The sequence below is a fragment of the Nostoc sp. genome, from assembly GCF_041747015.1.
In the GTDB taxonomy this organism is placed as follows: Bacteria; Cyanobacteriota; Cyanobacteriia; order Cyanobacteriales; family Nostocaceae; genus Nostoc.
This window is the reverse complement of sequence record NZ_JBGTFY010000244.1, coordinates 1-20754: the sequence shown is the minus strand read 5'-3', so window position 1 is coordinate 20754 and position 20754 is coordinate 1. Positions and strand designations below refer to the sequence as shown.

19 protein-coding genes and 1 pseudogene are annotated in these 20754 nt (G+C 41.0%); 6 read left to right on the top strand and 14 right to left on the bottom strand.

Translation table 11 applies throughout. The annotated features are described in order from the left end of the window. Positions 1-37: 37 nt before the first annotated feature. The 3 genes from ACEW80_RS19930 to ACEW80_RS19920 form a co-directional block, all read right to left on the bottom strand. Positions 38-637, bottom strand: coding sequence for a pyridoxamine 5'-phosphate oxidase family protein (locus ACEW80_RS19930; protein WP_373528251.1), 600 nt, complete (start codon positions 635-637; stop codon positions 38-40). 166 nt (positions 638-803) lie between these two features. Next, entirely contained in the window at positions 804-1766 is a 963-nt protein-coding gene (locus tag ACEW80_RS19925) for a general stress protein (protein ID WP_373528250.1), read from the bottom strand. Between the two features lie 111 nt (positions 1767-1877). Then, the gene (locus tag ACEW80_RS19920; protein WP_373528249.1) at positions 1878-2030 is read right to left on the bottom strand and encodes a hypothetical protein; all 153 of its coding nucleotides are present in this window, start codon (positions 2028-2030) and stop codon (positions 1878-1880) included. Between the two features lie 508 nt (positions 2031-2538). Here ACEW80_RS19920 and ACEW80_RS19915 point away from each other — a divergent pair. After that, positions 2539-3042, top strand: a complete 504-nt coding sequence (locus ACEW80_RS19915; RefSeq protein ID WP_373528248.1) for a TIGR02281 family clan AA aspartic protease — start codon at positions 2539-2541, stop codon at positions 3040-3042. 306 nt (positions 3043-3348) lie between these two features. After that, positions 3349-3618, top strand: a pseudogene (locus tag ACEW80_RS19910) (ISKra4 family transposase); the annotation flags it as partial. A gap of 81 nt (positions 3619-3699) precedes the next feature. On the opposite strand, the gene ACEW80_RS19905 reads toward ACEW80_RS19910, so the two are convergent. From ACEW80_RS19905 to ACEW80_RS19895, 3 genes are all read right to left on the bottom strand, one after another. Then, a complete protein-coding gene (locus ACEW80_RS19905) occupies positions 3700-6447 on the bottom strand; it encodes a peptidase domain-containing ABC transporter (RefSeq protein ID WP_373528247.1) in 2748 nt (915 codons plus the stop codon). Continuing rightward, positions 6396-7178, bottom strand: coding sequence for a peptidylprolyl isomerase (locus tag ACEW80_RS19900; RefSeq protein ID WP_373528246.1), 783 nt, complete (start codon positions 7176-7178; stop codon positions 6396-6398). Before ACEW80_RS19900 ends, ACEW80_RS19905 begins: the two co-directional genes overlap by 52 nt. A gap of 356 nt (positions 7179-7534) precedes the next feature. Then, complete coding sequence (locus tag ACEW80_RS19895) at positions 7535-8335, bottom strand: TIGR00297 family protein (protein WP_373528245.1); 801 nt, start codon at positions 8333-8335, stop codon at positions 7535-7537. 407 nt (positions 8336-8742) lie between these two features. Between ACEW80_RS19895 and ACEW80_RS19890 the strand changes: the two genes are divergently transcribed. Beyond that, positions 8743-9174, top strand: coding sequence for a VOC family protein (locus ACEW80_RS19890; protein ID WP_373528244.1), 432 nt, complete (start codon positions 8743-8745; stop codon positions 9172-9174). Between the two features lie 26 nt (positions 9175-9200). Here ACEW80_RS19890 and ACEW80_RS19885 read toward each other — a convergent pair whose 3' ends face one another. Continuing rightward, complete coding sequence (locus ACEW80_RS19885; protein WP_373528243.1) at positions 9201-9866, bottom strand: esterase/lipase family protein; 666 nt, start codon at positions 9864-9866, stop codon at positions 9201-9203. 399 nt (positions 9867-10265) lie between these two features. On the opposite strand from ACEW80_RS19885, the gene ACEW80_RS19880 reads away from it, so the two are divergent. Further along, positions 10266-10814: a hypothetical protein gene (locus ACEW80_RS19880; protein WP_373528242.1), complete on the top strand. Its 549-nt coding sequence runs from the start codon at positions 10266-10268 to the stop codon at positions 10812-10814. Here ACEW80_RS19880 and ACEW80_RS19875 read toward each other — a convergent pair whose 3' ends face one another. The 7 genes from ACEW80_RS19875 to ACEW80_RS19845 all read right to left on the bottom strand — a co-directional run bounded on the left by ACEW80_RS19875 (position 10815) and on the right by ACEW80_RS19845 (position 18006). Further along, positions 10815-11531 (bottom strand): VWA domain-containing protein, encoded by a 717-nt coding sequence (locus tag ACEW80_RS19875; protein WP_373528241.1) that lies wholly within the window; start codon positions 11529-11531, stop codon positions 10815-10817. It abuts the gene before it with no gap. Between the two features lie 114 nt (positions 11532-11645). Continuing rightward, positions 11646-12524, bottom strand: coding sequence for a DUF4351 domain-containing protein (locus ACEW80_RS19870; protein WP_373528240.1), 879 nt, complete (start codon positions 12522-12524; stop codon positions 11646-11648). 18 nt (positions 12525-12542) lie between these two features. After that, positions 12543-13589: a tol-pal system YbgF family protein gene (locus tag ACEW80_RS19865; RefSeq protein WP_373528309.1), complete on the bottom strand. Its 1047-nt coding sequence runs from the start codon at positions 13587-13589 to the stop codon at positions 12543-12545. Positions 13590-13707: 118 nt separating this feature from the next. After that, positions 13708-14466, bottom strand: a complete 759-nt coding sequence (locus ACEW80_RS19860; protein WP_373528239.1) for a 16S rRNA (uracil(1498)-N(3))-methyltransferase — start codon at positions 14464-14466, stop codon at positions 13708-13710. A gap of 16 nt (positions 14467-14482) precedes the next feature. After that, positions 14483-15124 carry a Uma2 family endonuclease gene (locus ACEW80_RS19855; protein ID WP_373528238.1) on the bottom strand — a complete coding sequence of 214 codons (642 nt, stop codon included), beginning with the start codon at positions 15122-15124 and terminating at the stop codon, positions 14483-14485. 112 nt (positions 15125-15236) lie between these two features. After that, positions 15237-17153 carry a sulfite reductase, ferredoxin dependent gene (sir, locus tag ACEW80_RS19850; RefSeq protein WP_373528237.1) on the bottom strand — a complete coding sequence of 639 codons (1917 nt, stop codon included), beginning with the start codon at positions 17151-17153 and terminating at the stop codon, positions 15237-15239. A gap of 289 nt (positions 17154-17442) precedes the next feature. Further along, positions 17443-18006: a hypothetical protein gene (locus ACEW80_RS19845; RefSeq protein WP_373528236.1), complete on the bottom strand. Its 564-nt coding sequence runs from the start codon at positions 18004-18006 to the stop codon at positions 17443-17445. Between the two features lie 392 nt (positions 18007-18398). Between ACEW80_RS19845 and ACEW80_RS19840 the strand changes: the two genes are divergently transcribed. Continuing rightward, the gene (locus ACEW80_RS19840; protein ID WP_373528235.1) at positions 18399-19340 is read left to right on the top strand and encodes an ADP-ribosylglycohydrolase family protein; all 942 of its coding nucleotides are present in this window, start codon (positions 18399-18401) and stop codon (positions 19338-19340) included. Between the two features lie 502 nt (positions 19341-19842). Continuing rightward, positions 19843-20610 carry a PEP-CTERM sorting domain-containing protein gene (locus ACEW80_RS19835; RefSeq protein ID WP_373528234.1) on the top strand — a complete coding sequence of 256 codons (768 nt, stop codon included), beginning with the start codon at positions 19843-19845 and terminating at the stop codon, positions 20608-20610. The last annotated feature ends 144 nt before the right edge of the window (positions 20611-20754 follow it).

The window sequence follows — 20754 nt, the reverse complement described above, 5'->3', positions numbered from 1 at the left end:
CTTTGTGATTTTTATCTGATTTGTCGGGGGAGCGAATTCAGGAGTTAGAGCTTGTGCGATCGCCTAAAAGCATAGACAGTTCTGTAATTTTGGCTTTTAGTGCAGCAACTTCTGCCTCAGAGTAGCGAATAGGAATATGTTGCGGACAATTCCAGTTCCAGGCTTCAACTTGAAATAAAATAACTCGTTCAATTTCTGAGTGATCATTAGGCACTTTTAGTCGCTCAATCAGTTCGAGATCACCTTCTACATATCTTGCTCTTCCCCAAATTTTGAGCCTTTTGCGATGACGATAGTCCATCAAAAAGAGAAAGGCTTTGTCATTCTCTGAAAGATTCCCAAGGGTGACATACTGAAGGTTGCCTTTGAAGTCAGCAAAACCCAATGTTTTCTCATCTAGAGCTTTGAGAAAACCTGGATAGCCACCACGAAACTGAATATAAGGATAGCCATTGGAACTAACAGTTCCCAGATAAAATCCATCCATTTGAGCGATGAACGTTTCAATTTCAGGCGTAACCGAATCGTTAGAAGTCCCACTTTGTTCAAACCGAGCGTAAGTTTCTCTCGAACCACGTTGTGCTTGGGCAGCTTTGACAGCGGGAGTGAAGGCAATTTTTGTAAATTTGTAGGGCATAATATTTTCCTCCTGATTTTTTTGGGATGAATGGGAGAGTTAAAGAGAGGATTTACCCTCACCATCCATCGCTACACTATTGCGAGATCGCTTCAATTCCCTGGATTCCAATGAAGCCAGTTAGTTGCTTAAATTGGGGATACGGAATATTAACAAATTACTCTACTTAATAACGAATTAACATCGGGTCATAAATTTGACACTCCTCAACCCCGTAATTGCCCAGAATAGAGTTAGCGTGACCAAGCTCATTGTCTGTGCCACTAACGATCAGTAGGTAATTGCCTTGATCAATTTGCTCATTGTAAAAGCGTGCCCATTCATCTGCTATTCCTAGCCTCATAGCGTCAAAGCGCTCATTTAAATTAACGCCTGTTGACCCAATCAATTGAGAAAAGTCTTTGCAAATTAAGGAAATCTGATTGACTGGAAAACCTTCGACACACATATCGTTAATTGCCGCTTCAGCATTACTTATGTTATTAAAGTAACCAATAGCATACTTATTCAGAATCCCACTTTTATTTGGAATGGCAGTAGTAGGAGTCGTTGTGGTTAGATGATTTGTAGTTCCATACTCACTGCTGAGATGCTCATAAATGCCAAACTCTTCAATACCCCAACGCTGTAGAATTGCTTTTACTTTAGCAATTTCTAAAGATGTACAATCCACGATGATTAAATAGTGTCCATCCTCTATTCGCTCGTTATATGCTCTAGCTTGCTCCTCCGACATTCCCCAACCAACTAAGGCACCAGCAAAAGTCCCAGTCGCAGCACCAATACTTGCCCCAACAAGGGTTGTAACCAAAGCAGTTGCTGCTGCGCCAGCCAGCATTATTGGCCCAACTCCAGGGATTGCTAAAGTCCCAAGACCTACTAATAAACCAGTTAACCCACCAACAGCGCCCCCTGAAAGCCCTCCTACGGTCGCACCTTCGTCAGCTTTATCACCAGTGCGCTCTTTAATTTCATCATTGGCAATCTGATGATTGCGGTCTGTATTCTGTACAACTACAGATACTTTCTCCATCGCCAAGCCAGAATCTCTCAACTCATGTAGTGCCTGTTCTGCATCTCGATGATGAGTAAATACGCCTACAGCACGTTGGTATTGACTTAAAACCATTATTACTCCTTGGTAGCAGGGAAAAATTAATCACCTACAAATTTAGTATTTCACTACTTGTAATCTTAAATACGAATTTGTTTAACTTAAAATCAATTGATCCGCACGCAATTATAGATGTGCTAGAAGAGAGTTTAGCATCGGAGTTAGCAAATTTTCCGAATCCAAAAACACCAATTTAGGAGTAACAAAGCATACACGATAATCGGCATCGTGCTCCGCGATCGCTCCACCCATCCGACCTAAATCTTCTGGTTCAGTCACTAGACCAATTACTAACGGCAGAGTAATAGTTAAGTATAAATTAACTTAGAACTTACGCACTTTACAGAGATATATTACTGTTAAAAATGCGATCGCAAAGCCCACCGTAGGTATCGCAACTGCTGTATATGCAGCAGGAACCTTTGAGTAAGCTAATTAAGATTTACTTTATAAATTAACTCTCAGTAGTTTCATCATATCTTTATCTAATCTTTAATTTATCAATCAGTAATTCTAGCTAATATATATTGGGTAAGAAAGAAATTTTATTATAGATAGACAAAAGACCAAATAAAAACTCTCAATAACTATCCTGAAAATACACAAATTAGGTGAATATAACAAAATATATTGTAAACGTGAGATTAAAACCATTAATTTAACAGCGATATCTACGACGGTCACTGAGCTTCTTGTACTGAGCGCAGTCGAAGTATGCCGTTGGCGCAACCTCTGTCTGCGACACGCTACGCGAACGCAGAGAAGTGCGCGCTACGCCTACGCACTCATGCCAACACTGGTATTTTTAGTATTCTCCAATCAGGTAACAATTGCAGATCCAGGAGTATGTTTCATGATCACCTCCTCTGGCAAAACTGTTGGATTGGGAAGGCTTTGTGGTTATACAACCGCACCTTCAGATAACAGAGTTTTTCGGGTTCCGATCAAACGTCGCTTTGGTGGAACTCCTGTAATTGATGTTAGCTTCAACGACAAAAAAACCTTTGAAATGATTGTAGATACAGGTGCTAGTACTACTTTGATCACTCAAAATATGGCAAGTAGTTTGCAACTCAAAGCTACAGGTATAATACAAGCCCAAATTGCTGATGGTAGCCAAGTCCAATTCTCAACCAGTCAGGTAAAATCTCTGACAGTCGGTGGAGTTGTAGCGAATAATTTCCAGGTAGCGATCGCTCCCCAAGCTAACATAGGTTTACTGGGTCACGATTTCTTTGGCAACTATGATATCAAGATTCTAGAAAAAGAGGTGGAATTTTATTATCGTTAGATTGTAACCCCATCCACCAATACGTTTGCAGTTTTTTAAGACTTAAAAAATGTTGAAACCAATATCTTTTTTCAATATATTAATCTGAAGAGGTATTTGATTATTACTTAATATACTAATAGAAAAAGTAAAGTCAAGCAAGCGATCGCCCATATCATCCTAGAAGCAGTTACTAGAAAATAATTTTTAAAGCACATTTTAATTAATTTTTAACTTTAAAGCCAACAGGCACTTTTCGGTAGTGCCATCATCTGCTTGTAGAAGCCGGTTTTAAAGATATTGAAGTGAAGACTAAACAATAATGTGAAAAACTTTTCTGCCTATCTTGAGCGGCATCGCCAGAGGATTGTTAACTACGACTACTATCAGACTGAGCAACTTTGTTCCATAGGTTCAGGTGCTGTGGAGTCAGCTATCAAGCAGATTGGCAAGAGAATCAAAATCTCTGGGGCGCAATGGAAAGCTGAAAATGTTAATCAGATATTGTCTGTCCGTTGTGCTTACCTCAACGGTTTACTTGCTATCTTAATATTTCTGCCAAAGTGGGATGCCCCCATTTTCCATCCTGCTGCATGACAAGTTTGCAACCAAATCAAATGGCGAATAAAGCATAACTTCATTCGCCAAAAACTTGATGTCGGGCAACTAATGTTTTAGCTAAATGTTTGCTTGCTGCCGTTGATATAGCGAATAGTACAAACCTTTTTGTTGCAATAACTCTGAGTGAGTACCACGTTCAGCAATGATACCTTGCTCCAACACCAAAATCAAATCAGCACGCTTGAGCGGAGCAAAGCGGTGAGCAATCAGAAAGACGGTACGATTAGCAGAAATTTTTTGCAGGTTTTGCAATACCTGCTGTTCAGTTTCACTATCCAAAGCGCTGGTAGCTTCATCCAAAACTAGAATCGGCGCTTGGGAAAGAAATAATCTTGCTAGGGCAATACGTTGTCTCTGTCCACCAGATAAAGCAGTACCGCGTTCACCAACATTGGTTTCGTAACCGTAGGGTAATTGACTAATGAAGTCGTGGGCTACTGCTAGTCTTGCCGCTTCTACTACTTGCTCTGCGGTAATGTCAGGATTACCAAGAGTGATATTTTCTAAAATGGAACCGTTAAATAAAAAGTCTTCTTGAAGAACTACACTAACTTGTTGCCGCAGTGAAGCTAAATCGGCACTTTTAATATCAAAACCATCAATGAGGATGCGTCCTGATTCAATTTGATAGAGGCGTTGCAATAGCTTAGACAGGGTACTTTTACCAGAACCGCTGCGGCCGACAATGCCAACAAATTGCCCTGGTTCGGCATTGAAAGATATTCCGCGCAGAATTGCCTCAAAGTTTGGCCGGTAGCGGAAAAATACTTGCTCGAAGGTGACTTGTCCTTTTAGGGGTGGTAAAACTAGACCAGTTCCCAGTTCTGCTTCTGGAGAGACATTAAGAATATCACCAATGCGATCTACAGAAAGTAGCACTTGTTGGAGATTTTGCCACAACTGTACTAGGCGCAAAAGTGGGCCTGTGACTCTGCCAGACAACATTTGAAATGCAACAAGCTGTCCGATTGTGAGCTTTTGTTCGATGACTAATTTAGCGCCAAACCAGAGAATAAGTATGGTAGACAAATTGGTGAGAAAGTCACCAAGATTGCTGCTGATATTAGATGTAGTAGATGCTTTAAAACCTGTGCGAATGAAGCGAGCAAATAAGCCTTCCCAGCGATCGCGTGCTACTGGTTCTGCTGCATGAGCTTTAACGGAGTGAATTCCTGTGATTGTCTCCACTAGAAACGATTGACTATCAGCACTCCGGTTAAAGGTTTCGTTGAGCCAGTTACGCAGAATTGGTGTTGAAACTATTGTCAAAGTGGCAAATAACGGCAGTACTGCTAAAGCGACAAACGTTAGTGGGACATTATAGTAAAACATCAATGCTAGGTACACCACAGCAAAGATGCTATCCAATATCACAGTTATTGCTGTACCTGTGAGAAACTGACGAATTTGTTCGAGTTCCTGGACTCGTGCTACTGTATCTCCGACGCGCCGCGACTCAAAATAAGCCAAAGGCAGACGCATCAGATGGCGAAATAGCTGTGCTGACAAACTTAAATCCAGACGGCGAGCTGTATGGGTAAAGATGAATAGGCGCAGGATACCAAGTATGGACTCAAATATGGCTACGAACAAAAGTGCGATCGCCATGACATCGAGAGTTGGCAAACTCTCCTGCACCATTACTTTATCAATGACAACTTGGGTAATTAACGGTGTTGTTAATCCCAAAAGCTGCAAGGTAAAAGATGCTAACAATACTTCTGTTAGTAATCCCTTATACTTCCAAACTGCTGGGGTAAACCAGCTAAGGTTAAATTTTTCTTGCTGGGATATGAGTTCTGCTTGCCACAATCGTCCATCCCAGGATGCCTCAACTACCGACTGCGGCAAGCTTTCGCAAATCTGATCGGGATTTAGAGGGTTAGCAATAATTAGGCGATCGCCCTTAACTCCATAGGCTACCACCCAAGAGGGACTTTGGGCTGAGTCAGAATTCCACTGCAATAAAGCTGGAAATGACATCTGTCGCAACTCAGCCCAACTCAGTTGTAACCGCCGCAACACTAACCCTAACTTTTCTGCTGCTTCCACAACCTGTTTTGGGCGTTGTCCTCTCAGTTGGCGTTGCACCCATTCCAGTTGCACAGAATTTTCTAACTGCTGTGCCACCATTGTTAGACAAGCCGCAGCAGTGTTCCAGTTAGCAACAAACGGATAATTTGAAACGATTAGATTAGCAGATGGGAGTCCTCTTTGGGGTTGGAGGCTGTGGGGGCTGGAAGTCCCCTCTGAGGCTGGTAGTAGTGCAGGAGTGGCAGAGAAGGAAAATGTCTCTTTCTCTCTCGCCATCTCCACTGGTAAGACTTGCCAGAATTCCTGAATTTGTGGGTTAGAAAATTCTGCCCACAGTTGTGTATCCCAACACACTACTATTACTTCTTTACTAGCAGCTACAGCTTTAAAATCCGCAGACAGCTTTTGTAAGTCGCCAAACCAATCACCCACATCTAGAGCTGACAAAGGTTTGCCAACCCCCTCTTGAGACAGCGCGTTGGGCGGCTTTGCCGACTTGTAGCGACTGTCTTCTCGCAAGCGGACTTTCCCTGCCACAATTAAGAATTGATAACCGCCAACATCGTTTGACCAGATTTTTTCTCCAAGACGATACTGACGAGTTTGGGACTCATTTTCTAATTGGGCTTGTTGTTCGGGAGTTAGCCAGCATAGCGGTGGTTGATTCCAAGGCAAAGAAGCTAGCACTTTTAATCGTAAAGATTCATTATCCAGAAATTTTAACTCACTTGTAATTTGACTGTCAGTTTTTGAATTTTCTCTGCTAGCCATTTCTCAAACAACTCATTTTGTAGTGCTTGCTTTAGTTGAGTATCTTCTAAAGACGCTGGCAGAAATTGTTCTACTCGAAACAAACCATAAGGTACTTCTCTTTGGGGAGAGTCTTTGCCAACGATTTCTAATGGTCCAATTAATTGTCCAGGACTCGCTACATCAATAGCTGCCCGTAATATATCCGGCATACTTCCGCGGCTGATTACTCCCATCATTCCGTTCATAATTCGGTCTTCTGCTAGTGAATAATCTTTAGCTAGTTGCTCAAAACTACCTCCTTCTTCAATTTGGGTTTGGAGTTCGTCTGCCAATTCTCGATTATCAACAACAATCCGGGAAAGTACTACTCGATCCAAGAAAATTTTTCGTTCAATAAAATATTCTTGGAGTTTTGCTTCCGTGACTACAGTTTTCAGCTTTTCTAACTTGTAACCAAAAGTAACTGATGTGTGAAAGGTAGCGTAATCTGTGTTGTTGGTCTTTAACCATTCTTGAAAACTTTGGGGGTCAGTCAGTTGATTATTCAGCCTAAAGTCGATAATTGCCTGTTCAGTTATTGCTGTACCAATCTGAACATCGTCTCGGGTTCGGATTTCTTCTTCAATTACATACTGGCGGAGAATATCCCCAATGAACTGTCCCAATTTTCCAGAGGCTTGCAGATACTTTACTGCTGACTCAATAGAAATTGTTTGGTCATTAATTGTTAAAAATGATAAAGATTCCATGAACTAATTATGTGAAAATGGCTAAACACTTATAGGACTTTTAAATTAAATCATATAGAAATCATCTGGTTGTTGATGGATGAATATGATAAAGATTCCATGAACTCATTATGTGAAAATGGTCAAAAAATTATATAAAGAAGAATTCAGAATTCAGAAGTAAAACAGGCTTTGAGACTTAGCTTGTGTACTTCATCAACTTGAAATCTGCTGGAACTAGGAAATAAAATAATTTGCCATGATCACTTTTACAGTCTAGCGGGGACAAAACAGGATATAAAATATCAGGGAATTCATTGACAAGCCCCTGACTTGATTGCTGGCGTCAATCTAAAATCCAAAATTGTGTGACCGATTTAGTTAATGATATTTACCCATGTCCAGACAAGTAGCACAGATGCGATCGCCCCGATTAATGTATTAAAAATATTTACGACTTCATTAGTCAGCCAAGTATACTTAGATTGCAGTGTCGCCCCAATTACACTTTCTAAGTTGGTGGCAATAAATGCTGCCAGCACACACCAAACTACTCCCAATAGATCAATTAAACCAACTCCCCAACCCACGAATGCGATCGCTACAGAAGCCACAATACCAGCTAAAGTTCCCTCTAAACTTACTGCTCCTTCTGTACCGCGAGGCACTGGTTGGAATGTGGTAATTAAAAAGGTGCTTTTACCATAAGCTTTACCGACTTCGCTAGCAGTGGTATCAGCCAGCTTAGTACTGAAACTCGCTACATAGCCTAACAATAATAAAGACTGGAGACTGGGAACTAGGGATTGAGAACTAGGTATTACAAGAAATCCTGAATTTATCAGCCCTACTCCCAAAGCACACAGCGCCCCAGTTAAAGCCGAACCCCAAACATTTTCTGGGCCTCTTGCCCCAGAACGCTTTTCGGCAATTCCTTCTGCCTCCTTCTGCGCCATACCGATGCGGGTAACGCCAGAACCAACCAGAAAATAGAACATTACTACTGCATATCCTTGCCAGCCGAGAGTTACCCAAATTAGGATAGCCAGTAACCAGGCGTGGAATAATCCAGCCGGGGTCAGCAGTTTTTTTGGAGCGATCGCAGCTAAACCCAATAAAATTGTGTTTAATCCTACTGCCACCAACCAGGGATTTACAGAATCAATTAAGGATGACATCAGTTAATCATGAGTAATTTTATCTGAACATCAACAGAATAACGAATTTACCACCCTTATTGCTTAATTTCTGATACCTCCCCCGATCAAGTAATATGTTTGTATTATTAACTAAATTGCGATCGCATAGCCCTGAAAGGTGAGTGTAAAACTAAAACAATGTCTTAAGATATACACTCTAGTACTGACTAAAAAACGTGGATTAAAATAATTCGTAATTAAGTTTTGTAACGAGGATTTAGACGCCCATCCCACAAGAAAAATATGAAGTAGTACTCAGTCCCCAATCTTAATCATCAGGATAAAGGATATAAGTTAATCTCAATTAAAACTGTGTTGAAGTTGACCACAATCAAGGCTTAACAGCATAAATTGTAGATAGTATCAATTCATTATCCACACAAATTATGAGCCAAACTTTATTCCATCTTGCTTTCCCTGTGACTGATATTGCCCAAACAAAAGCATATTATGTAGATGGTTTAGGCTGTATTCCTGGTCGTGAAAACCACCACGCCTTGATTCTCAATCTTTACGGTCATCAGCTAGTGGCTCACCTCACCAAAGAAGCTTTGACACCGCAAAACACTATTTATCCTAGACACTTTGGGCTAATTTTTACCCAAGAAAGTGACTGGCAAGACTTACTAGAAAGGGCACAACATCAGCAGCTACTTTTTCGTGAAGAAACCAAAAATCGCTTTGTTGGTTCTGCTCTTGAGCATCGCACTTTCTTTTTAGAAGATCCCTTTTATAACCTAATGGAATTCAAGTATTATCGTCACCCAGATGCGATTTTTGGAAGTTACGAACATACACAAATTGGAGATAGGACTTAATAAATTTAAAATTCAAAATAAAGAAATCAAGCGTGGTAAGTATCCTGGCACTGACTGGATGCTTTCTTAACGAAGGGCAGCTTAATAGGCTCTTCTAAAGCTGTTTTTACTACTGCTAAACTCCTGGGGTCTGTCAGCATCCAAGGATGTAAAGAAACTGGTACTATTACTTCGTTTCCTACAGACATTTGTGAACTATTCGCTGGGACAATCATCAAATCATAAGGTGTCCAGATAGATGTAAAATCTAGATGCCCCAATATTACAGCATCAGAATTTAAATCCTTGAGAAAAATGCTGTTGGGGCGCATTTGTACGCAACCAGGACGCCGGGAACCATAAGCAGCCACAGTTCCATTATGGGGCGAAGAGATAGTGATAAACCTCTGAACGCGGTTTATTCCTCCTAGTCGCTGAACATAGTAACGGCTGACAATTCCTCCCATGCTGAAGCCTACTAAATCTAGATGTTGTTCTGGGGCAAAGGTGGCTGTAACATAATCTGCTACTTGGTTTGCCAACTCACCAAGACCCACATCACCATTATTAGGTACGAGATTGAGGGAATATACAGACCAACCCTGTAGTCTTAACTGAGCCGCCATTTTATGGAAAACTGCCTCTGTGTCGTCAATCCCGTGTACCAATAACACGGGATTGCGCTTCGGATTTTTTAAAAGATGTTTTTGCAAAACTGAAATGCTTCCAAAGATAGGTTGTATAAAATATAACCAATTAATCTCGCCATCAGCTAATAAGCTATGACACTCCTTTCACTGGTTGAGAATAAACTCCTTGCTTCATTCAAATAAGTATTTACCAAGCAAAGAAATGTTAATTTTTGTAAAGCCTACCTTTCAGAATCTTGCTCTTAGTTACAGTAAAATTTAATAATTAGTTCTCGGTGTATACAGGTTGCAAATGCTTGCAAGAGAACATTTGCCTTGTAGTTTTACTACAATGTTGATTAAGCACAAACCTATAACGGTTGTCACCAGAATGGGGTGACTCAAAGCAGAAAATGTAACATTTTTTCGTAATTTTTCACAATTACGGTCGAGTTTCAAATATAACAGGCAGGAGTAATTCTAATGGATTTTATCAAAAAGTTAATTTCGGGTATTCTGGGTTTTCTTAACGGTATTCTGGGTTTCGTTACTGGGCTTTTACCTGGGAAGAAGAAAAATAACGGCTACTTCTTAGAATTGGACGAAGCCAAGGATGCTGTTAAAGACGCAGCTAAAGAGGTAGCATCAAACGCGAAGAAAGTAGTGGAGACAGTTGCATCAAATGCTCAAAAAGCCACAGAAAAAATCTCATTAGATGCACCAGTTTCATCCAAGCCAGCTTCATTAAACGGAACAAAAACCGCCGTAGTTAAGGATAAAGCAAAATCAGCTAAAAATCCAAAACCAGCCGATGTTCAGCTAGTCCAGACTGCTGAGGGTCTTAAAGTTGAACCTGGTAATAATGCAAAAGCCTTAGCGGCTAAAGTCCTCAAAGAGGAGCCAAAAGAAACCACTTTTGCGCCAAAATATCTCGCTCCTTCAGCTACTGGCTCTAATGGTCGTCGCCGTCCAGGGGCAAATATGAGTGCTTATCTAGACATGGCACGTCAGATTAAAACTCCTAAGAATTAATTAACTTGTAGAGACCGTAAATTTACGGTCTCTACAAGTTAAACGTGAAGATGCAAGGTTAAGATAACTTTGCCAGTTGTAGATGGGGGAACCCTCCAAAGTAAGAGCGATCGCTTGGGCACAATTTTCTGATGTATTCGGCAGAGGTGTTGGCGATAACTGTCTGACTCTATCGGAAAAATCGATAATTGTGAAAGTATCATTGGGATTCAACCCATTGATAAATCGCCGCATCAATTCCTGACACTTTTGCAACGGATCGCCAGATTGGGAGCCGGAAGTATCTACCAAAAATACGACATCTTTGGGGACAATCTCATTAGTGGAATATTTCAAAGCTGGAATCAGATATATTGCAAAATGTCCGCCGCGATCGTCGGCTTGGGTTAATACTGTGGATTGAGTTTCCTTACCAGAAACTTGATAGCGAAGAATTAAATCTTTGTTGGAAATTGTATCTTCTCCAGCTAATTGAATCCGCACAATTTGACCTGAGTGTTCAATTTTTAATTGATGTGAAGGAGAACCCACTTCAGAAATTGCTAAAGGCTGCGTGAAGGGATTTTCAAAGCTTTGAATTACCTCAACTCGTGACAAGTTACCTGCAATTTTTGCGATAACTTCCGTTTGCTTGACCGGAAAAACTAGTTGTTCTCCTTGAGGGGATTGGACGTACAAACCCCCTAACTGCTGATTTTTAGCACTTAGTGTATTCATAGATTTAATACCTTTCTTTGTGTGGAATATAAACCTAGACTAACCATATTTAAATTTTTTCAAAAATCCAATCGGATTGCTATAGATTAATTAATCTACTGATGATGATTTATTTTACTGTTGGTTTAACCAAGTTTCTAAATCAGCAACAATAGAAAAGTCTAGTAATGCTTCTCCTAGATTCTCTAATTGTTCAATCGACAATCCTTTAATTCGCTCGATTAATGAGGCATTAATTTCCCCAATACGGCGATTGAGTAAGCGTAGAACTAAACGTTGTTCTCCTGACTGTACAGCTTGTTCTCTGTCTCTTTGATAAAGTGGTTCTAGTCGCATAATTAACTCCCGATCATCTTCTTCTAATTCTTGATTTACTCTCAAGTTTTCGCGCAAGTTGTAAACTAATTCGAGTGTTGCTTTTTGGTATGGATAATTTAATGGTAACGCTTGCAACTCGACAATCGCTTGTGATTGCACACTTCCCCTTCCCAAAAGCCTCAACCATAACGTCTCCGGTGTTTGCGGTAGTTGGTGTATCGCCACAATTGCTGTCCGCAAGGCATCTGGTAGAAAATGTACTCCCGATAACCAACCTTCTTTTTGAATAGTTCCAAAACTAGACAATCTAGCTTCAGATACGGTAGGTGTAAGAACCCACAATTTGGGAATTTCTGAGTCCTGAAGTTTGCTTTTATTTACTTTAGCTTCTCGTCGCACGAGAGCCTTTATTTCTAATAATTTTAGAATACAGTCACATATTTCATCGCTAGAAGCTGGATTGCGGAAGGGTTCTATGAGCGCCGGATGTTCAGCAAATCTTCCTAGCAATCCTAGCACTTGTAAATTAGAGCTTTGCTGTTTAGAAGGAGTAAACAAAACATCTATTTCTTTAATCTCTCCTGAAACTTTTTCTGATGGCTTGACTTCTCCGTAATCTTTTAGTAATTCTTCCAGATAGTCCTTGGCGAATTTGTCATGTATAAAGCGCGTCATTTTATACTTATCTACTAATTATTTAACAAACACAAGTCCACTATATAAATGAAAAGCTGAGTCCCAATTAGTCTGTTCTCTACGAAACAGATCAATGTGAGACTTGATATGACTTAGCATTTCTGTTTGATCTAATGCTGTATCTGCAAAAGGTGTGAAATCTGACCAAATTTTGACTTGAGGTAGTTTCTGGTCAATCCAACTGGATAGACTATTCCAATTAATTCTGATGGTATTTTGGTTAGCTTGAGGAATGATTTCTAAACCTTGCTGGAATTCATAACCGTAATCATAAAGGCGCAGAATGCAACGTCTACCAGGTAGGTGTAAATCACAAAACTGGGCATAGTCTTGTGTTTGAGTTTTTCGTTCCAATTTACCACGGATGTTGCGATCTACAACTTCCTCAAAAATGGGCAACAGCCCAACGACTCGGGCAGTGATTTCTGACCAGTCAAAAGTTAAAGAACCGAGTTGATTTGCCTCGTTGCGGCAAACAATAGTAGCTTGTAGGGCAGATTCTCGGAAATGTTTGACTTGAAAAACTTGGATTTGCTGAATTTGAGTTATTTTTGCCCAAAAGCAGGGAATACCAGCCTGCTGTAGCTGTTCGCCATAAAATTTTAGTTCTCCCACTTGTCCAGTACGGTACAACCTCCAGCCACGACTTGGTAGTATCAGCCGTGCAGTATAGGGGTCTAACTGCATAATTTGGGCGAATTTTTGAGATGCTTCTGTTTTCATCTCGTTACTGAGAGGCTCTAAGATTAGTACACCAAGTTCGATGTCGCTGGCTTGGCTCGTAGCTTGAGAAATGGCTCTTTGTCTTTTTTCTTGCTCTATTTCTTGTAACCGCCGCAAACCTTGTCGTGCTAGCGTCACTATTTTAATATTCGTCGTATCTCGCAGTAGTTGCCGATAAATTTTTTCTGCATCCTGGCGTTTTCCAGATACTTCATGTAGCCGACCGAGATAATATTGTACCCAAGGATTTTCGGGTGATTCTTTTTGCAGCTGTTTGAGTAATTTAGCAGCTGTTTGATAGTCTTTATGCTCAAAAGCGATGTCTACGACGGGCTACGCCTACGCAACTTGCTCAATCATTTTCCTCTACGCGGCAGTCGCTACAACGGTGGGAACCCCCGCAACGCGCTGCCTTGCCTCTGCGTGAGCTATAAATCATTTATACTTCATAAGCTGCGGTAATCAAGGATAATGCTACTACTGGGGCTGTAACTGCTCTCAGGATGCGACGGCCAAGGGAAACAGGTTGGAATCCAGATGCGATCGCCTGATCAATTTCTTGTGTTGTCCATCCTCCCTCTGGGCCAGTGGCAATGACAATTTTGTCATTTGTCATTTGTCCTTTGTCATTAGTCATTTGTTGTTTGTGCTGTAAGCAATCTTTTAAATGGGGAAACTCACCACGCGCCACACAGATATATTGCTGGCTGTTTGCAAATGACAAATCACCAATGACTAATGACAAACCTATGTTAAAAGCAACAGGCTCTAAAATTGTTGGCACAAAGGAGCGCTCTGATTGTTCGGCGGCTTCCGCAGCGATGCGCCGCCAGCGTTCGAGTTTTTGAGGACTGGGATCAAGCAAAGTGCGATCGCTCAATACTGGTGCAATGCAAGTTACTCCCAACTCTGTACAACACCGGATAACTTCATCAAATCCATTGCCTTTAGGTAACGCCACCATCAGCGTAATTGAGACAGGTAATTCTGTTTCCACCAAAAGCTGTTCTAAAACCTGTCCTTGCTCCCCTGCAAGCTGGGCTAACCACCATTTTCCTTTACCATCCATTGCAATAAAGCGATCGCCTTCACGCAAGCGCAACACCCGCCCCAAATAATGCTGCTGTTCTTTTGTGAGCAAAATTTGCCCTTGTTGAAATTGGGAGGGTGCGATCGCAATTCTTTGCAGTTGAGACATTTTTCTTAATAAATTACTATCCTGCTGTAGACATTTGCTGTCTAACCCAGGTGCGAAAAGCACGAGTTGCTGCTATTTGGCCAACTTTCTTGCTTTCTTCGATAAATCGGGGAATTTCCGTTATTAGCACAGGCGCAAAAGTTGAACTGCGATCGGTTTGTGAGTATTGTCCACCGTTAAGAGTGTAGATTCTCAACACATTTCCGTTATATCGCCAGAATTCTGGAACTCCCATTGAAGCATAAAGGGTCAACTTGTCTATTTTAGGTTTGGAGTATTCTATTTCCAGTACTAAATCGGGTGGAGGATCTGTACTCAGGTCAATATTTTCTTTGTTGCGGATTAACAATTCATTTTGGATATAATAACTACTGTCTGGTTCAGCTCCTCGCTCCAAATCATCTCGCGTCATAGTCAAGGAGCCAGCACTTTTAACTTCTAAACCAAATTCCTCACACAACACAAGAACAAAACCTTCAATAAGACGGTTTGAGTTCTCGTGTGGCATCAGCGGGTTCATAATTTCTACTATTCCATTGTCATAAGCTAGCCTTTTATTTCGCTCAGATCCCATATCTGCCAGCATAGCTTTAAATGTCTGCCAGCTGATGTTTTGCAGCACATCCCTAGTTTCTGCAAATTTTGCTGTCGTTACCATAGTTGAGTTTTCCTGTGGATGTGTTGCCTAACTGCATTAGGATTTACGCACGAGAGACACAGATAAATCCATCTGTGTCTCTCTTTAATTTCATTATCTGCAATTTTTCGGCTTACGGAAGATTCTGAAAGTAAGCCTCTAGCGCTTCACTCACCAACTCAGTCATCGGCTTGCCTTGGCTTTCGGCTACTTCCTTCAACTTAGTATAAACCTCAACTTTCAGATTTACCCGGTGGCGTGATTTGTTCGCACCATCGGCTGTTTGCGGGTCGTAGGTAGCAGTAAATTCACGGATGGCATCAAAACCAACGCGATCGCAAAAATCACCAAAGCTTTCCTTAGATTTATGCGACTTCTTAAAGTAAACAAAAATCGGTTCTAGGAAGCTTTCCAAGTCATTGTGGTGCAGCTTTTCTATGTAAGGTTGTGCCAATCGTGTCTGATTTGGTGAACCCCCTAGCCAAACTTGGTAAGATTCTGGGGCGCTGCCGACAAAGCCCAATTCTGCCAAGTAGGGACGAGCGCAACCGTTAGGGCAGCCTGTCATTCTGATCACAAAGTGGTCTTTTTGTAAACCAACTTTATCTAATAAGGTGCGAATCCGCTCCAAAATCCCTGGTATTGCCCGTTCTGCTTCGGTGATTGCCAAGCCGCAGGTAGGCAAAGCCGGACAAGCCATTGCGTACCGCAGTAAAGGTTCGATTTTATTGGGGTCAGAGACAACACCGTGACGGCTGAGAATGTCTTGAATGGCTTCTTTACTATCTGGCTCAATCTCGTAAAATATCAGGTTATGGTTCGGCGTTAAACGGATAGGCAAGTTAAACTGTTCGACAATTTCCCGCAAGGCAGTTTTCAGTTGAAACGAACCTTCATCTTTGATTCGACCATTGTCAATGGAAATTCCTAAAAATAGTTTGCCATCTCCTTGTTCATTCCAACCAAGGAAGTCGTGATATTTAAACTCTGGTAGTGGTTTGAAGGCTTCAACTGGTTTACCGAAATATTCTTCAACTTGGGTGCGGAATTTATCTACACCCCAATCGTTGATTAAATATTTTAATCTGGCGTGACGACGGTCTGTGCGATCGCCATAATCTCTCTGAGTAGCAACAATCGCTTTCACTACGTCATAAACATCATCCTTCGCCACATAGCAAATTGGATCGGCCAACCTAGCGAAAGTTTCTTCTTTACCGTGTGTTCTACCTAAGCCACCACCAGCAAAGATGTCAAATCCTTCTAATTGTCCCTTCTTATTGGTAATTACCACCAAAGTCAGGTCTTGGGAATACAAATCAACCGAATTATCTCCTGGCACTGTCACGCAAATTTTAAACTTGCGGGGCATATAGTGCGTACCATAAATCGGTTCTTCGTTGTCATGAATAATTGTGCCATTACCATTGCGCTGTCGGGCTGCCTTTACCTCTGGATTCTCTTCAGCGCTAATTGCTTTTTCCCCATCTAACCAAATTTCATAATAAGCACCTGTTTGCCCGGACAGTAAATCAGCAATATTCTGGGAATACTCCCAAGCATACTGGTACTCTGGGCGATTCTTGAAAGGGACTGGTGGTGCCATCACATTGCGGTTGATGTCACCGCAAGCTCCCAAAGTCGAACCCAGGTTGTTGACAATCGTGGCAATTGCTGCCTTAAGATTTTTCTTTAAAATTCCGTGCAGTTGGAAACCTTGACGAGTAGTAATACGCAACGTATGATTGCCATACTCATCAGCTAGTTTATCTAAAGCCAGATACAGCTGCGGCGGCACAAAACCACCCGGATTTTTTGTCCGCAGCATAAACTGGTAATCTTTTTCCTGTCCCTTGAGGCGGTTGTCGCGGTTATCCTGCTGGTAAGAACCGTGAAACTTCAAAAGCTGCACCGCGTCTTCAGTAAAATGGGTAGTGTCTTGAAGAATCTCAGTTGCTACAGGTTCACGCAAAAAATTACTATTTTCCTTGATTCCTTCTACTTTGGAAGGCTTACGGCTAGCGATGGGGGAAGGAGCAGAGTTAACCATTAGAGTTGTATAGTATTCTCAATAAAGCATTACGTAGACGCCGAATCAGTACCCCGTCGGCTACTTGATCCCCGGTAATCCGGTCGGAATAATGAGGAATATTCTAATTTTACCACGTCAAAAGCAGGCTTTATCAGTGATCTAACACTTAACAAATAACAAAACCAGCTTTTTGGAGTGCTGAGTGCTGAGTTTTGAGTAAAGTATAGATTCAGAAGTGCTGAGTCCTGAGTGCAATAAATTTTACTTTTTACTCAGCACTCGTTACTCAGCACTCAGCCCTGTTTTTTTATTTGAAGCGATAGGCAATACCACCATTGATGTTAACAGCAGAAGCATCGCTATTTTGGTAAGCACCAAATCCTATTTTGGCATTAGTGTAAACGAGGGACTTGTTAGCAACTTCCGACTCAACACCAACATCTAATACTACTGCATCTCTGTTACCAATGGGAGTTGGTAAGCCATCTTTTTTTACAAAAGAATAACCACCAGTTAAATAGGCATTTGTTCTATTAGCAATAGGTACATCCAAAGAAACTTCTGGGATGATAGCACTCGTCTGATCACTCCAAAGCGCAAAGTCTGTGCGTCCCGATCTCCGGGCGCAGAACTTTGTAAGAAGGACATTACCACGTACCGAAAACGGCGTATTTCCTAATTTCAAACGACCTGTGACATTACCACCAAATGTAGCATCATCGTTGACTTGTCCGCCGCTGGTAACACCAGTTGCAACACCAGCACCCTTTTTGGTTTCAGCAGAGGCTTGACCATCTGATAGAATCAGACGAGCAACTATTAAAGAAGACAATGCAGAAATTGTCATAAAAAACTTGAGTAAGCGTTTCATAATTTTGACCAAACTTTGTATTTTTTACTTATATATTCCCGTCCGAAAAGCGTGTGATAATGTTCCAAATGATTCCCAAATTTTATTAAATGACTGTTGTTATTGATGCATAAACCCTACAGGCTAACTATCCCTTAAAATAATAAATAATCTGCTATAATTACATTTCAATATCTTTTAATTCTGGGCTTTATCTCAAGACAGACGCTTTTAAAACTGGCACAAGAATTGGAACCAAAACTTAGTTAGGATATGGTAAATAAAATACCCAATTAGCAATCTTTTGCCAAGCTTTTCACATAGGATAAAAAGTATGCTGTAGCATCTGTTGCAATAAGCTATAGAAGGAATCTATAAAGTTAATTTTTAGCAATTCTCGTGGAGATTGAATAATGCTAACCGCTGCAAAAACGTTGTCTGGCTTGATGGGTTTATGTGTCGGTGATGCCTTGGGTGTGCCGGTGGAGTTTACTAGCCGCGCTGAACGAGTAAAATCTCCAGTGACAACAATGTTGGGTTATGGCACATGGAATCAACCACCAGGAACTTGGTCAGATGACAGTTCGTTAAGCTTTTGCTTGGCAGAATGCCTTTGTCGGGGGTATTCGTTGGATGCCATAGCCAATTCCTTCTGGCGCTGGTACAAGGAAGCTTACTGGACTCCCCGTGGCGATGTCTTTGATATTGGTCAAACTACCCATACAGCAATTATGCGCCTCAAGCAGGGAGTTGTTCCCCATCAGGCGGGTGGCAAGGTTGAAAATAGTAATGGCAATGGTTCTTTGATGAGAATCTTGCCGATGGCTTATTGTCACAGAAGCTTAACTTTGAACGAATTGCTGGCGCGGGTGCATGATGTTTCGGCGATTACTCATGCTCATGCGCGATCGCAAATGGCCTGCGGCATTTATATTAGTATTGCAGTGGCGCTGCTAGAAGGGGCTGACATTCAAACAGCTTATCTACAAGCATTGCAAGATATCCAAAAAATTTATTCTGTCCGAGAATTTTTGTTAGAAAAGCCCCATTTTGGCAGAGTTTTTAGTGGTGAGATTGCCAAGTTACCAGTAGAAGAGATTAATTCTGGTGGCTATGTGATTGATACTTTAGAGTCATCCCTGTGGTGTTTGTTAAATAGCTCGTCTTACTCTGAGGCGGTACTAAAGGCTGTTAACTTAGGTGGAGATACCGATACTACCGCCGCTGTCACCGGTGGGTTAGCGGGAATTTACTACGGGATGGAAAATATTCCCAAACAATGGATGAATCAAATTGCTCGTAGACAAGACATTATTTACTTGGCAGAGCGTTTTGCAAGGGCTGTCTACAGTTAGTTGGCCCATTTACGCCATCACTTCAAGAAGCTGATTAAGCTTCCAGGCTTAAATAACCAAGAAATTGGGGAAAAGTTTGTCAACCTAATAGATGAAGCATTTAAAAACTACGCTTTATTCCAAAAAACACAAAACATTCTTGAATTTTTTAGTTGGGCATCTGACTTTTAAGCCAAAGTTAATTTGTACATTAGTGAATGGATTGGTAAAGCCGGAGGGGAAGCAGGTAAGCTTTTACGCGTTCCGTTATTCAATTTTTTAAGCAAGCGATAAAAGCGATAGTCAACCCTGATTTGCACGCTCCATCTTTGATACCTCCATTTTCGATCTGAATCCTTACGATAGTGCTATGTTGAGTCTTTTCAAGAAGTTGTTCTTCCGGTTCAGTTTCTGGTATTGTTGGATTAGTTCCGGCAATCCTTCTAGGTTCATCGTGCTTCACCTCGGTGACATCAGACCTCCTGCCCATAATTATCCAAAATTACTTTACCAATCAACGATTATGTTTAAGGCAAAAAAAACACTTCATAGTTTTCCTTTAGCTTTTTATTTAGCAGCAGGTAGTATTATATTTTCTGCTAGTTCTTCTTACGCTGTTCGGCTAAGTACAGACACAACATGGACAGGTGATTATCCGATATTAGGTAGGCAATTTATATTTAAAGGGATTTCTAATCGAAGTATTAATATTATTGATGCTCAATCTTCTTCTTTACCTGCAAGTCAAATTTTTAATAATAATACTTCTGAAGTAAGTCTATTATTTACTGGTAATCTTGTACCCCCTGGAGTATCGACTGACTTTCAATGGGAAATTGAGGATTATCCAGACGAAACTTTTGGTTATGAGATTGAAAGTACGGTAGTTGTAAGTACGCCAACTGGCGTAGAAGAAGTAGAAACCGGTGGATTTACCGTTACAAGTAGAACTTCATCACAATCCCTTTCTCCCTTATCTGCCGTTTTACTTCAAACGATTTTCGAGGGTGTTGAGCGGAACATTTTTTATCAAGTTCCTGGTGATGCATTTACTATCTCCCCACTTTTATCGGCTGGAACGATAACAGGAAATCTTAGTATTTTACCGATCTCAGAATATCTATTTTCTGAAGAAGTTAGACAATTAAAATTCCCTCCAACAAAATCATTTACTGTTTCTCCTGGAGAGAGTGTAACAATCGGTGTCGTTCCTGAACCTTCGACGATTATTGGTTTATTTTCAGTTACAAGTTTGGGTGCTTTTTTTAAAAGAAAACTAAAAAGAAATTAACGTAGTTACTATACTTTTGCAGTTTTTACTATTTGTGGATGAGTAATAATACTCATGGCATGAGAAGAGGATTTCTTTAAAAACTAGTTCACTAACGCGTCGGACTAGTTATTTTTTTTACATAACTAGGTTGTTTCACACTTA